The organism is Pseudomonas sp. YH-1, assembly GCF_051990045.1.
Taxonomy (GTDB): domain Bacteria; phylum Pseudomonadota; class Gammaproteobacteria; order Pseudomonadales; family Pseudomonadaceae; genus Pseudomonas; species Pseudomonas nicosulfuronedens.
The window spans coordinates 6,461,964-6,475,817 of the sequence record NZ_CP178184.1 but is presented as its reverse complement, the minus strand read 5'-3'; the positions used below and the strand labels follow the sequence as shown (position 1 = coordinate 6,475,817).

Genomic DNA, 13,854 nt, shown 5'->3' with positions numbered 1-13,854 from the left:
GAGCCCCAATCATGAGTGATGCCCTGCACTTCGACGGAAAAGTCGTGATCGTTACCGGAGCCGGTGGCGGCATCGGCCGTGCCCACGCCCTGTTGTTCGCCAAGTACGGCGCGAAGGTAGTGGTGAACGACCTGGGCGGCAGCACCCATGGCGAAGGCGCCAACGCCTCGGCTGCCGACCGCGTGGTGGCAGAAATCCGCGAAGCCGGCGGCATCGCCATCGCCAACCATGACTCGGTGACCGATGGCGAGAAGATCGTCCGCCAGGCCGTCGAGGAATTCGGCCGCATCGATGTGGTGGTGAACAACGCTGGCATCCTGCGTGACAAGACCTTCCACAAGATGGAAGACGCCGACTGGGACCTGGTCTACAAGGTGCACGTCGAAGGCGCCTACAAGGTGACCCGCGCCGCCTGGCCGTTCATGCGCGAGCAGGGTTATGGCCGGGTGATCTTCACCTCGTCCACCTCCGGCATCTACGGCAACTTCGGCCAGAGCAACTACGGCATGGCCAAGCTCGGACTCTACGGCCTGACCCGCAACCTCGCCATCGAGGGCCGCAAGAACAATATCTTCGTCAACGCCATCGCTCCCACCGGCGGCACCCGCATGACCGAAGGCCTGATCCCGCCGCAGGTGTTCGAGGCGCTCAAGCCCGAACTGGTCAGCCCGCTGGTGGTGTACCTGGGCAGCGAAGCGTGCCAGGAAACCTCCGGCCTGTTCGAAGTCGGCGGCGGCTGGATCGGCAAGGTGCGCTGGGAGCGCAGCCTGGGCGTGGGCTTTGACCCGCGCAAGGGCTTCAGCGTCGAGGACGTGGCAGCCAACTTCGCGCAGATCTGCGACTTCGAGAACGCTGCGCATCCCAAGGACAACGTCGAAGCGCTGCGCGAGATGATGGCCAACCTGCAGAAATACGCCGGTTGATCCGGCCAGCCTGACCGGCGGAACGGCCAGCGGGGCTGTTCCTCGGCGGCGAACGCAGTAAGGTGAAAGGGCTGGCTCAAAGCCGGCCCTTTGCTTTTCCGCTTCCCGGCCCGAGGAGTTCGCCATGAGCGTGATAATCCAGAAGAACGGCCCGGTGACCACCCTGGTCATCGCCCGCCCTGCGGTGCGTAACGCCGTGGACCTGCCCACAGCCCAGGCGCTGGCCGATGCCTTGCGAGAATTCGAGCAGGACGGGGAAGCCCGTGTCGCCGTGCTCACCGGCGCCGGCGGTACCTTCTGCGCGGGGGCGGACCTGGCTGCGGTGGCCGAAGGTGGCGAGCGGCGCAACCGCCTGGAAATGGAGGGTGACGGGCCCATGGGGCCGAGCCGGATGCAACTGTCCAAGCCGCTGATTGCCGCGATCGAGGGCTATGCCGTCGCCGGGGGACTCGAGCTGGCGCTGCTGGCGGACCTTCGCGTGATGGCCGAAGACGCGGTTTGCGGGGTGTTCTGCCGGCGCTTCGGCGTGCCGTTGATCGACGGCGGCACCGTGCGCTTGCCACGCATCGTCGGCCAGGGGCGGGCGCTGGACCTGATCCTGACCGGTCGCCCGGTGGGCGCGCAGGAAGCTCTCGCCATGGGCCTGGCCAATCGCGTGGTGCCCAGCGGGCAGGCGCTGGAAACGGCCGAGGAACTGGCGCGGGAGATCGCCGAGTTTCCGCAGCGCTGCATGCTGGCTGATCGTGACAGTGTCTTCGCGCAGTGGAACCTGTCGTTCGACGTGGCGCTGGCCAACGAATTCCAGGGCGGAATGGCGGTGATCGAAAGCGGCGAGACGGTGGATGGGGCGAAGCGTTTCGCCGAGGGGGAAGGGCGGCATGGAAAATTCTGACGAGTTTGGGTGCGTCGGATGGCACCCTCTCCCCAGCCCTCTCCCTGAAGGGAGAGGGAGCTATCCGTGCCAACGGATCGCACTGCGTTTCTCGGCGAGAAAAGGGTGACGCTTCACTCCGGACAGTTCCCTCTCCCTTCAGGGAGAGGGTTAGGGAGAGGGGAAAGTGCGAACGCCGGACTTTCGCCACGTCCCCGCCGGCCGATCAATCGCGTTCGATGATCACGTAGGTCTTGCGCGTGGTTTCCTGGATGTCCCAGATGCCCAGGCTGTTCTGCGGCAGCAGGAAGGCGTCGCCGGCCTGGAAGGCGATCGGCTCGCCACCGTCCGGGGTGAAGGTGCCGCGGCCGGCGATGAAGTGGCAGAACTCCTGCTCGACGATCTGGCGGCGCCAGCGGCCGGGGGTGCATTCCCAGATGCCGGTTTCCACGCGGTCGGTACGCTCGATGGATTCCACGCGGGTCTCGGAGATCGGCTCGCCCAGGGGCACGGCTACCGGGTTGGCTTCACCGAGTTGGGCGTGCAGGGTGTCTTTCAGGTGGGTCAGTTTCATACGGGGGCTCCAGTGGGCTTTCTATGCTTTCTGTCCAGGTGCCGAGCCGGCGCTCAGCCAACCTTCCAGGTCATGAGGTTTTCCATGCTGGCGGCGACTTTCTCCGCCAGACGGCGGCGCCAGGGCGCGCTGTGGGGGTTGGCCAGCACATCGTCTTCGTGCACGAAGCTGCGGATGATGGCGTTGTAACCGAGCCAGCGGCAGGGTTCGGGTTCCCAGCCGCGCAGGCCGTCCTGCACGCTGCGGTCGTTGATGACCCACGGCTGGCGGGTGAGGGCGCTGTCCTGGCCAAGGATCAGGTCGGCCAGGGTGCGGCCGCCCAGGTTGGTGGCGCCGACGCCTTCGCCGCCGTAGCCGCCGGCCAGCGCGATGCCGTTGCGGCGGTCCACCAGCATGTGCGGGTGGAAGCGCCGCGACATGCCCAGGTTGCCGCCCCAGGTGTGGGTGATGCGCACGTCCTTGAGTTGCGGGAACAGCTCGCTGAACAGGTAGCGGCGCAGGCCGACCTCATCTTCGGTCAGGCTGAAGTCGTTGCGCAGTTTGCCGCCGAAGCGATAGCCGCCACGGGCGCCGAAGGCCAGGCGGTTGTCCGGGGTACGCTGGCCGTAGGTGACCTGGCGGCTGAACTCGCTGAAGGCCTGGCCCTTGTCGAGGCCGATCTCCGCCCACACCGATTCGGGTAGCGGCTCGGTGGCCACCAGCAGGCTCTGCACCGGCAATTGGTAGTTGCCCAGCGGCGGCAGGTCGGCGGCGTAGCCTTCGATGGCCGGCACCACCCATTGCGCCTTCAGTTCACCCTGTTCGGTACGCAGCAGACCCGGTGCCCAGTGGGTGACACGGCTTTTCTCGAAAATCGACGTGCCCTGGCGCTCCACGGCGCGGGCCAGGCCACGGACCAGCTTGGCTGGATCGATGGTGGCGCAGTGCGGGGTGTGGATGGCCCCCAGCGCGCTGGGAATGCGCAGTTGCTCGGCCAGCTCACTCTTGCTCAGCCAGCGGTAGTCGTCTTCGGTCAGGCCTTCGGCGTGCAAGTGGGCGAGGTACTCGCGCAGGCGGGTTTCCTGTTCCGGATAGCGCGCGGCGGTGTAGAGCACGCCGGCCTTGCGGTAGTCGCAGTCGATGCCTTCGCGATCGAGCACACGGGCGACTTCGTCGGGGATGTCGTGCAGCAGGTCGTAGGACGCGCGGCGCTGCTCGGGCGACAGGCCGGCGAGCAGACGGTCTTCGCCGAGCATGTTGCCCATCAGCCAGCCGCCGTTGCGGCCCGAGGCGCCGAAGCCGGCAGTCTCGGCCTCGACGATGGCGATCTTCAGCTGCGGTGCGCGCAGCTTCAGGTAGTAGGCGGTCCACAAGCCGGTATAGCCGGCGCCGGCGATGGCCACATCGACGTCCAGGGTGCCCTGCAGGGATGGCCGTGGGACGAGATCGTCGTCCAGTTGGTTCATCCACAGACTGATATGACGCCATGCCGACATAGACGACTCCAAAAGGAAGAAGGGGGAATGTCGGCAAGCCTAGATTTGGCGCGGGGTTCTGTCGTGCGCGCGGGTACGCGAGGATTGCTCGCGTACCCGCCGGCAGGGGCGGATCAGGCCCCCTGCTGTTCTTCGCGCAGGCGCTTCAGGTATTCGCGGGGAGACTGGCCGGTCTGCTGGCGGAAGCAGCGGTAGAAGGCCGAGAGCGAGTTGAAGCCAGCAGAGAAGGCCAGTTCGTCGATGCGTGAAGGCAGCGGCGGGTGCAGTTGGTTGAGCAGGTGGGTCAGGCGCGTCTGGTTGACGTACTGATAGAAGCTCAGCCCCATCACCTGGTTGAGCAGGTAGGAAATCTGGTTGCGCGTATAGCCGGTGGCAGTGGCCACTTGCGTGAGGTCGAGGTCCGGCGCCAGGTACGGCTGGCTCTTGCTGAAATAGTCTTCCAGGTCGCTGGCCAATTGGCTGAGCTGACGAGGCGAGAGCCCCAGGCGGCTGGTTGCCGGACGCGGATCGATGGTCTGGGGGCGGCTTTCCCCACCTTCGCGCACCACCGAGGCGTATTCGTTGATGCGCCAGATCAGGCCGTCACGGACGGTGATGGCTTCGCTGGAGTGGAAGGTCGCCAGGCGCCCGCTCAGCGTCACCGCGATGCGGTACTGGATGAAGGCGGTGTCGCCATCCACGCGGATGCGGTCGATGTGGTCGAGAAATTCTTCCGGGCGGCTCGGCATGGTCGCCTGCACATAGTCGCGCAGGTCGGTGTAACCCAGGGTGCGGTTCTGGAAGAAGTCGTTGTACTGCACCTGCGGGTGATACAGCGCGAGCACCGCTTCGAGGTCGCGGAGCTTCCAGCACTGGTGGTAGCGCAGCACCACCTCGCGGGTCTGCTCGGTGAGGTGGCTGTCGGTCGGGCGTTGGTCGATGGCATGCATAGGGGGCTAAGCATGCCCCAGACGGCGCTTCTCGGGTAGTGGCAAAGCACCTGCCGGGTGCAAGGCACTATCCATCGTCTCGATGATCCGTCATCGCCTGCACCAATATCGCCCGACAGAGCCCGTCCCAGAGGGGGGATTCACTCTTTCGGGCGACACGCCAAATACCACCTTGGAGCGCTTACTCCCCGCCAGGTCGCTCAGTAGGGTAAGGCCACCTAGACACCGTCAGGAGAGCCGCATGACAACAAAAACAAGGCGCGGATTCTTCCAACCGCAACTTCTCGCCACTGCTGTCGCCCTGGGATGCGCCACCCAGGCTCAGGCAATCAACTTCAACATCGGGGAGATCGAAGGACAGTTCGATTCCAGCCTGTCTGTGGGGGCCAGCTGGAGTACGCAGAGTCCGAAAGAGGACCTGATCGGCTCCGCCAACGGCGGTCACGGGATGACCCAGACCAACGATGATGGCCGGCAGAACTTCCGCAAGGGCCATACCTTCTCGAAGATCTTCAAGGGTATCCACGACCTGGAGCTGAAGTACGGGGACTTCGGCGTGTTCACCCGTGGCAAGTATTGGTACGACTTCCGCCTGAAGGACGAAAGCGTGGCCTTCAAGGACCTGTCCGACGATGGCCGCAAGGAAGGCGCCAAGGCTTCCGGTGCACAGCTGCTCGATGCCTTCGGCTACTACAACTATTCCATCGCCGAACTGCCGGGCACCGTGCGCCTGGGCAAGCAGGTGGTGAGCTGGGGTGAAAGTACCTTCATCGGTAACAGCATCAATGCCATCAACCCCATCGACGTGTCCGCCTTCCGCCGTCCCGGTTCGGAGATCAAGGAAGGCCTGATCCCGGTGAACATGCTCTATCTGTCGCAGAGCCTCACCGACAGCCTGTCCGTGGAAGGCTTCTACCAGCTGGAGTGGGACCAGACGGTGCTCGACAACTGCGGCACCTTCTTCTCCACCACCGACGTCGCCGCTGACGGTTGCAAGACCAACTACAACATCCTCGACAAGAACACCGTCACTGCATTGAATGCTCCGGCGACCAAGGCGCTACTCAACTCGCTGAACGTTACCGTCACCCCCGAGGGTCTGATGGTGCCGCGCGGCGCTGACCGTGACGCTCGTGACTCCGGTCAGTGGGGCCTGGCCCTGCGCTGGCTGGGCGATGATGTGGAGTACGGCGCGTATGCCATGAACTACCACAGCCGCACGCCCATCGTGAGCATGAAGAACGCAGGCGCCGCTGACATTGGCAATGCCCTGCGCGCTATCGGTGCGGGTGCTTCGGCGCTGGCTCAGCCGATCCTCCTGGGGCGCGGCAATTACTTCCTCGAATACCCTGAGGACATCCGTCTCTACGGCCTGAGCTTCTCCACCACCCTGCCCACCGGGACCGCGTGGAACGGCGAGATCAGCTACCGGCCGAACATGCCGCTGCAGCTCAATACCACCGACCTGACGCCGCTGCTCGCCACCACTGTGGCCGGTGGCTTCGCCACCGGTGGCGTCGCCGGCGCCCTGGCTGAGGCCAACCAGATCAGCCATGGCTACATCCGCAAGGAAGTGACCCAGGCCCAGACCACGTTCACTCACTTCTTCGACCAGACCATGGGCGCTGACCGCCTCACCCTGGTCGGCGAGGTTGGCGTGACCTACGTCGGCGGCATGACCAACAAGGTCGGCGAGCGCTACGGCCGCGACTCGGTCTACGGCGTGCCGGAGAATGCGGCGGCCGATGCGGAGTACGGCAGCGGCGGCTTCTATACCTCGTCTTCCTGGGGTTATCGCGCCCGCGCCATCTGGGACTACAACAACGTGTTCGCCGGGGTGAACCTCAAGCCGAACATCGCCTGGTCCCATGACGTGAACGGCTACGGCCCGGTCTTCAACGAAGGCAGCAAGGCTGCCAGCGTCGGCATCGATGCGGACTACCAGAACACCTACACCGCAAGCCTGAACTACACGAACTTCTTCGGCGGCGACTACAACACCATCGTCGACCGGGACTTCCTCTCGCTCAGCTTCGGCGTGAACTTCTGACCTGCCTGCTCAAGGAATCGACATGAGAACGACAAGAATCCTCCAATGCGGCGCGCTGGCCCTGAGCCTGCTGTCCTGTGGCGTGATGGCGGCGGCGTCCGCCGACGATGTGGCCAAGCTCGGCACGACGCTGACGCCCATGGGCTCGCAGAAGGAAGGCAACGCCGATGGCAGCATTCCGGCCTGGACCGGCGGCATTTCCCGCACCGCCGGCAAGCTCGACAGCAAGGGCTTCCTCTCCGACCCGTTCGCCGGTGAGAAACCGCTGTTCACCATCACCGCGCAGAACGCCGACCAGTACAAGGACAAGCTTTCCGCCGGCCAGCTGGCGATGTTCAAGCGCTACCCGGACAGCTACAAGATCCCGGTTTACAAGACCCACCGTACCTTTGCGCTGCCTGACGACATCTACGCCGCGATCAAGCGCAGTGCCGAGTTTGTCCAGCCGATCAACGACGGTAACGGCCTGGAGAACTTCGAGAAGAGCCGCTACTACGCCTTCCCGCTGCCCAAGAATGGCGTACAGGCACTCTGGAACCACCTGACCCGCTACCACGGCGGCAATATCTCCCGCACCGTTGTGCAGGTGGTGCCGCAGACCAATGGCAGCTACACGCCGATCCGCTTCGAAGAATCGATTGCGGTGCCGCAGAGCATGACGGACCAGGACGCCGGCAAGACCGGCAACATCCTCACCTACTTCAAGCAGCAGGTAACGGCCCCGGCGCGCCTGGCCGGTAACGTCCTGCTGGTGCACGAGACCCTGGACCAGGTGAAGGAGCCCCGCCTGGCGTGGATCTACAACGCCGGTCAGCGCCGCGTGCGCCGTGCCCCGCAGGTGGCGTACGACGGTCCGGGCACCGCCTCCGACGGCATGCGTACCTCGGACAACTACGACATGTTCTCCGGCGCCCCGGACCGTTACGACTGGAAACTGGTGGGCAAGCGCGAGATGTACATCCCGTACAACAGCTACCGCCTGAATTCGCCGGAGCTCAAGTACGACGACATCGTCAAGCCGGGTCACATCAACCAGGACCTGACCCGTTACGAACTGCACCGTGTCTGGGAAGTGGTGGGCACGCTGAAGTCCGGCGAGCGCAACATCTACGGCCAGCGCCACTTCTACCTCGACGAGGACAGCTGGCAGATCGCGGTATCCGAGCTGTATGACGGTCGCGGGCAACTCTGGCGCGTCGGCGAGGGCCACGAGATGACCTTCTACACCGAGCTTGCCACTGGCTACGCCGCCGAGTCGCTGTATGACATCCTCGCCGGCCGCTACGTGACCTTCGGCCTGAACAACGAAGAGAAGCGTGGCTACCAGTTCGGCCAGAAGGCCAGCATGGCCGACTTCACCCCGGCGGCACTGCGTAACGCCGGCGTTCGCTGACGTAACACTCCGCTCCTTGGCCCCGGCATTCCTCGTGGATGCCGGGTTTCTTTTTTTCCGCCGTCTGCACGTTGCGCAGCCTCTATTTCGGGCCTGGGGGCGACCTGCGCTATACCGCCCCATGAATCTGGCTGATGGTCCTTTGCCCGCTTCGCCCGGCGGCATAGTCTGGCCAGCAAATGGCCGGAAGAAGCCCATGTCGACAATCGCCCTGCACAGCGTGGCGCTGCCTCGCCTGCCCCGCCAGCACCTGCCCCGCGAACGGCTGCATGCCAGCCTGAGCGCCACCGAGTGCCGCCTGCGCCTGCTGGTGGCGCCACCCGGTTGCGGCAAGACGGTGCTGATGAGCGAATGCGCGCGCCTCGCGCCGGCCGGCACCCGCCTGGTCTGGCTCGGGCTGGGCGGTCGCGCCCTGGAGCCCGAACAGTTCTGCGAACGGCTGGGCGAGGCGCTCGGGGTGCCCTGGTCCGGCGAAGCGGCGCTGGCGGCCTGGCTGGAAAACGCCAGTGAGCCGGTCTGGCTGATGCTCGACGACTATCCCCGTGCACCCGATCCCGCCCTCGATGACTGTTTCGATCGCTTGCTCGCCGTGGCCTCGCCGCAGATCGGCTGGTGGTTGGCCAGCCGCCGTCGCCCGGCCTGCAACCTCACCCGCCTGTTGCTCGAAGGCGAGTTGCTGGAACTGGGCGCCAGCACTCTGGCGCTGACCCAGATCGAGCTGGATGCCTACCTGCAGACTGCCGGCCTGGAATGGCCGCAGGCCCAGCGCCAAGCCCTGCAGGATGCCACCCACGGCTGGTTCGCCGGCGTGCGCTTGCGCCTGCTCAGCCTGGGCAACGAACCCATCGCACCCTGTGCCACCCAGGTGGCCGAGACCGGCAACGGCCTGCTGCAGGACTACCTGCAGCGCGAAGTGCTGGCGAGCCTGCCGGCGGAGCTGGCGGAAACCCTTTGCGGTCTGGCGCAGATCGCCCGCTTCAATCGCGAACTCTGTGATTACCTGTTCGACGAACCCGGCCTTGGCCTGGACGGCCTGCAGGCATGGGGCGTGCTGATCGAAGCGGTTGACAACACCCAGCATTGGTTCCAGGTGGCGCCCATGGTCGCGACGGCGCTGGCGAACCTGTCGCGCTGGCCGGCGGCGACCCTGCACCGGCGCGCCTGCCAGTGGTTCACCCAGTGCGGGGAAATTCACTCGGCGTTCGAGCACTCGCTATACGCCGAGCAGCCGGATGTTTCCGCCAGCCTGCTGCAGCGCCTGACCGAGGAGCAACTGCTGCACGGGCGCAATGTCGAGCGTGTGCTGCAACTGCGGGAATCGCTTCCCGAGGAACTGCTTTGCAGTACGCCACGTCTTCTCATCCTCAACGCCTGGACGCTGCTGTTCGTCGGTCGCCTGGACGACGTGGAAGCACTGCTGACCGGCTTTGATCGTTTCCTGCCGATGCCCGGTGAGCACCGCCAGCGAGCACTGATTGCCCAGTGGCAGGGGTTGAACGGCATGCTCACCCATGCTCGTGGCCTGGCCGGCTCTCGCGAGCAGCTGCGTGAGGCGCTGGCGTACCTGCCCGAGGACGCCTGGGCACAGACCCTGATCTGCCTGTCCGCGTTGACCCAGCAGGCCCAGGCCGAGGGACGCCTGGCCGAGGCACGGCTGATCAACCGCGAGGCGCTGCGGCGCGCTCGCCTGCAAGGCAGCACCACTTTCGAGGCGCTGCTGGAACTGGACCGCGCCCAGTGGCTGGAGCAGCGCGGCGAGTTGCAGCGTGCCGATGCACTGCTGGCGCGCGTGCAGGAATACCTCGACGAGATGCGCATCACCTGCAATGCCATGGCCGGCCGTGTTGCCCTGCGCCGGGGCTGGCTGTGTCTGCGCCAGGGGCGTGACGAAGAGGCTCGCGAACTGTTCATCGCCGGGTTGAACGAAACCCGCCGCAGCCACGATCCGAGCTCGATCTACGGCTTCACCGGCATGGCCTGGCTGGACGCGCTGGATGGCGACACCGACGGTGCGTTCAGCCGCCTGCTGGAAGTCGAGCGGCTGATGCAGCTGCAACATGTGCCCGAGCCGATCTACCGCGGCCCGCTGTTGCTCGCCAGCGGTGCGCTGAACCTGCGCCAGAATCGCCCAGGGCCGGCGCGAGAAGTCCTCCAGCGCGTAGCCTCGCGTTATCGCACCGACCACCTCAGTCCGCCCGCGGCAGCTCCGGATCAGATACTGCGGGTCGAGCACCATCTGGCACTGGCCGAGCTTTATGACGGCGACGTGGATGCCGCCCAGCAGCGCTTGCTGGCAATGCTCCCGGACCTGCTGCGCCAGGGCCGAAATACCTTGGCCTGCGACGTCTGGCTGGCGCTGGCCGAGGCTCACTTCATCGCCGGTAGCCTGGACGAAGCGCGCAGCGCGCTGGACGAGGGCGTCGCCCTGGCCCAGCGCTTCGGGCTGCTCTCAACCTTGCGCGACACCCAGCGCCGCCAGCCCGGCCTGTTCGGCCTGCGCCCACATGCCGGCGAGATGGCGCCGCATAACCTGCTGAGCCTGCGCGAGCTCTCGGTGCTGGAGCTGATCGCCCGGGGTTGTTCCAACCTGGAAATCGGCGAGCGGCTTTACATCTCCCTGCACACGGTGAAAACCCACGCACGCCGGATCAACGGCAAGCTCGGCGTGGAGCGCCGCACCCAGGCGGTCGCGCGGGCCAAGGAGCTCGGTCTGTTGAAGGTCTGAGGCTTGCTGAAAGTCTGAAGCGTCAGTGCAACGCCTTGGGCGGCACGTGGATTTCCGCCAGTCGCTGGGCCAGGCGCACCTGCTCGGCGGCATCGTCGCTGAGCAGCATCGCCCGCTCCAGGTCGTAGCGTTCGGCCTGCGGGCAATCCAGCGTGTGATAAAGGTCGGCGCGGGCCAGGTGATCGCTGGCACTGGGCGGCCCCAGCTCCAGCACGCGCTGGGCATCCTTCAGCGCCGCCAGCGGTTCTCCGGCGGCCAGGTGCAACTGGCGCAGATTGCGCGATAGACGTTGCAGCATGTCGGCGGCGCTGGCGGTGCGCAGGTGCTCGGCGGACAGCTCAGCGTTGGCGCCCATCTGGCGCGCCAGCAGGTCACGGCAGTCGCGGGTATAGAGGCGGCGGCCGGTGGTGGGGTCGAGCAGGTGGTCGGCGCCGGGCACGCGCAGCAGGAAGCGTCCGGGGAAGTTCACCCCGGCCAGGGTGATGCCGTTGCGCCGTGCCATCTCCAGGGCGATCAGCGCCAGTGACAGAGGCTGGCCGTGGCGGCGCTGCAGTACCTGGGGGAGCAGGGCGGCGCGCGGGTGCAGCGGGTACTCGTCGTCCTCGGCGAAGCCCAGCTCGCTCAGCCGGCGCAGCAGGAACTGCGCGCGCTCCGCAGCGCTTGTGCCCTGGGGCAGGGCGACCGCGACCTGGTGCGCGAGCGAGTCGAACAACCGTAGCGCCTGTTCCGGCGGCAGGTGCGGTTCGTGCTCGGCGGCGATCCACAGGGCCGCCTCGAACAGGGCGGGCGGGTCCTGGGCAAGACAGGCAAGGCAGGCTTGACGCGGGTCCATGGCGTTCTCCGGCTGACCCTGCGGTTGTAACCGGAGCGCCGGGCACTCGTCCAGTGGCACGGTCGTCGCCCGTGACGGTCAGGTGACAGGCGCTGCCTATACTTAGAAGGATTCGCTTACGGACTGCCGTCCACCCCCAGCAAGGGAGCGCCGCCATGTTCGACATGATGGAAGCCACCCGGCTCGAGTCGCTGCATCTCTTCCAGGACCCGGCCACAGGACTCAAGGCCATCATCGCCATCCACAATTCCCGGCTCGGGCCGGCGCTGGGTGGCTGTCGCTACCTGCCGTACCCCAGCCATGATGCCGCGCTGCGCGACGCGGCGCGCCTGGCCCAGGGCATGAGCTACAAGGCGGCGCTGGCCGGGCTGCGCCAGGGTGGCGGCAAGGCGGTGATTCTGCGAGCCCCGCATGTCAATAACCGTGGCGAGCTCTTCGAAGCTTTCGGTCGCGCGATCGATTCCCTGGGCGGCGCCTACATCACGGCGGTGGACAGCGGCACCTCCAGCGCCGACATGGACTGCATCGCCCAGTTCACCCGTCATGTCACCAGCACCACCAGTGGCGGGGATCCTTCCCCCCACACCGCGCTGGGGGTGTTCGCCGGCATCCGCGCCAGCGCTCAGGCGCGTCTGGGGAGTGATGATCTCGATGGTTTGCGCGTGGCGATTCAGGGGCTGGGCAATGTGGGGTATGCGCTTGCCGAGCATCTGTCGGCGGCGGGCGCTGAACTGCTGGTCAGCGATATCGATGCCGGTAAGGTGCAGCTGGCGGTGGAACAGCTGAGCGCGCGCCCTGTGCCCAACGAGGCGCTGCTCACCACGCCTTGCGACATTCTTGCGCCCTGCGGGCTGGGTGGTGTGCTGTCATCACAAGTGGTCGGCCACCTGCGCTGTGCCGCCGTGGCGGGTGCGGCCAACAACCAGCTGGCTCATCCGGACGTCGCCGATGAACTGGAGGGGAGGGGAATTCTTTACGCGCCGGATTACGTGATCAACTCCGGCGGGTTGATCTACGTCGCCCTGCAACACCAGGGTGAAGCCCTGCCGACCATCACCGCGCATCTGTCGCGCATTGCCGAACGCCTGACGGAGGTCTATGCCCATGCCCAGGCTGATCACCTTTCGCCGGCTCGAGTGGCCGACAAGCTGGCGGAGCGGATCCTCTATGGGGAGTTCTCGGGGCACTGAGGCCCTCGCCGCTTGCAGGAGCGCACGGATGACGCGCCCCTGGAGGAGGCGCGAGCTTACTCCTCGGCGGCAGGTTCGCTGAATATCTCGCTCAGCGCATCGGGCTGGTTCTTGAAGGCGCGGGCGAAGGCGTCGCGGTTCCTGGCCATGAAGATACCGATCTCCTCGACCTGATCCTCCTTCAGTGAAGGCACCGCCTTCTGCAGCACGTCGGCCAGCGTTTCCGCCAGCTCCAGCATCTTGTCGTGCCGGTCGGCTTCTGCCTTATCCATGAACAGGCGCTCCGGATCGCGGCTGCTGCGGTACACCACTTCGACGGCCATTCATCACCTCTGTGCCTTCTCTTTGATTGGGGAGTTCGAAATAACTGTTTATTTATACAGTAAAGTGATTGCGCAATGCTACTGCCGTTGTGCGAATCATTGCCAGCAGCGTAGACGTCGGCGAGGGATGTGCCTGTATCTGGCCAGTATCGGCAGTGGCCCAAAGCAGTGCGCGCGCCCGGTAGGCGCGCGCACTGCCGCCACGTGACTGGCGCAATGAATCGTCAGTCAGATGGCTCTGTAGGAAGGAGTTCTTGCGGAGGGTGGTTTCAGGACGCGATCGGCAGGCCGTTTTCGCCGCGCGTCATGGCAGCCAGCATCTGCGGCGCCGTGCCGCCTTGCTCGATGGCGATGCCGAAGCGGATGCTCTGGATGAAGCGCTGCAGCTGTTCTGGGTCCTGCAGCTGGGTATTGCGGATCAGACGGCGCGCGGCGACACCTGCCTCGGTGGAGAGGGTCAGGACAATGCTGCCGTCTGGCCGTTCAAGGCTGAAGTTGACGCGGTATTCGTCCTGGAAGGCGTCGGTCAGCTTCTGAAAGGGACTTTCCATCACTCGTTCCTGCCTGTT

At 65.7% G+C, this 13,854-nt stretch carries 12 protein-coding genes; 6 read left to right on the top strand and 6 right to left on the bottom strand.

Going from position 1 to position 13,854, the window contains the following annotated elements; all coding sequences use genetic code 11:
* Nucleotides 1–11 precede the first annotated feature (11 nt).
* A complete protein-coding gene (locus ACKI1H_RS30005; protein ID WP_138522068.1) occupies nucleotides 12–923 on the top strand; it encodes an SDR family oxidoreductase in 912 nt (303 codons plus the stop codon).
* 124 nt (nucleotides 924–1,047) lie between these two features.
* A complete protein-coding gene (locus tag ACKI1H_RS30000; RefSeq protein WP_440467215.1) occupies nucleotides 1,048–1,815 on the top strand; it encodes a crotonase/enoyl-CoA hydratase family protein in 768 nt (255 codons plus the stop codon).
* A 205-nt stretch (nucleotides 1,816–2,020) separates the two neighbouring features.
* Here ACKI1H_RS30000 and ACKI1H_RS29995 read toward each other — a convergent pair whose 3' ends face one another.
* The 3 genes from ACKI1H_RS29995 to ACKI1H_RS29985 form a co-directional block, all read right to left on the bottom strand.
* Nucleotides 2,021–2,368 (bottom strand): cupin domain-containing protein, encoded by a 348-nt coding sequence (locus ACKI1H_RS29995; RefSeq protein WP_253451500.1) that lies wholly within the window; start codon nucleotides 2,366–2,368, stop codon nucleotides 2,021–2,023.
* 53 nt (nucleotides 2,369–2,421) lie between these two features.
* Nucleotides 2,422–3,843 (bottom strand): NAD(P)/FAD-dependent oxidoreductase, encoded by a 1,422-nt coding sequence (locus tag ACKI1H_RS29990; protein ID WP_440467214.1) that lies wholly within the window; start codon nucleotides 3,841–3,843, stop codon nucleotides 2,422–2,424.
* A 113-nt stretch (nucleotides 3,844–3,956) separates the two neighbouring features.
* Nucleotides 3,957–4,709, bottom strand: coding sequence for a helix-turn-helix domain-containing protein (locus ACKI1H_RS29985; RefSeq protein ID WP_440468930.1), 753 nt, complete (start codon nucleotides 4,707–4,709; stop codon nucleotides 3,957–3,959).
* Between the two features lie 304 nt (nucleotides 4,710–5,013).
* Between ACKI1H_RS29985 and ACKI1H_RS29980 the strand changes: the two genes are divergently transcribed.
* From ACKI1H_RS29980 to ACKI1H_RS29970, 3 genes are all read left to right on the top strand, one after another.
* Nucleotides 5,014–6,822: a DUF1302 domain-containing protein gene (locus tag ACKI1H_RS29980; RefSeq protein WP_138522058.1), complete on the top strand. Its 1,809-nt coding sequence runs from the start codon at nucleotides 5,014–5,016 to the stop codon at nucleotides 6,820–6,822.
* 22 nt (nucleotides 6,823–6,844) lie between these two features.
* A complete protein-coding gene (locus tag ACKI1H_RS29975) occupies nucleotides 6,845–8,215 on the top strand; it encodes a DUF1329 domain-containing protein (RefSeq protein WP_138522056.1) in 1,371 nt (456 codons plus the stop codon).
* A gap of 196 nt (nucleotides 8,216–8,411) precedes the next feature.
* A complete protein-coding gene (locus ACKI1H_RS29970) occupies nucleotides 8,412–10,940 on the top strand; it encodes a LuxR C-terminal-related transcriptional regulator (RefSeq protein WP_440467213.1) in 2,529 nt (842 codons plus the stop codon).
* Nucleotides 10,941–10,962: 22 nt separating this feature from the next.
* Here the strand turns inward: ACKI1H_RS29970 and ACKI1H_RS29965 are convergent, their stop codons facing one another.
* Nucleotides 10,963–11,772: a SirB1 family protein gene (locus ACKI1H_RS29965; RefSeq protein ID WP_440467212.1), complete on the bottom strand. Its 810-nt coding sequence runs from the start codon at nucleotides 11,770–11,772 to the stop codon at nucleotides 10,963–10,965.
* A 155-nt stretch (nucleotides 11,773–11,927) separates the two neighbouring features.
* Here ACKI1H_RS29965 and ACKI1H_RS29960 point away from each other — a divergent pair, with 155 nt between their 5' ends.
* The gene (locus tag ACKI1H_RS29960; RefSeq protein ID WP_138522050.1) at nucleotides 11,928–12,962 is read left to right on the top strand and encodes a Glu/Leu/Phe/Val dehydrogenase family protein; all 1,035 of its coding nucleotides are present in this window, start codon (nucleotides 11,928–11,930) and stop codon (nucleotides 12,960–12,962) included.
* A gap of 56 nt (nucleotides 12,963–13,018) precedes the next feature.
* On the opposite strand, the gene ACKI1H_RS29955 is transcribed toward ACKI1H_RS29960, so the two are convergent.
* Together ACKI1H_RS29955 and ACKI1H_RS29950 are read right to left on the bottom strand one after the other, a co-directional pair.
* Nucleotides 13,019–13,285 carry a YebG family protein gene (locus ACKI1H_RS29955; RefSeq protein ID WP_017519065.1) on the bottom strand — a complete coding sequence of 89 codons (267 nt, stop codon included), beginning with the start codon at nucleotides 13,283–13,285 and terminating at the stop codon, nucleotides 13,019–13,021.
* Nucleotides 13,286–13,554: 269 nt separating this feature from the next.
* A complete protein-coding gene (locus ACKI1H_RS29950; RefSeq protein ID WP_138522048.1) occupies nucleotides 13,555–13,836 on the bottom strand; it encodes a DUF3509 domain-containing protein in 282 nt (93 codons plus the stop codon).
* Nucleotides 13,837–13,854: the final 18 nt, after the last annotated feature.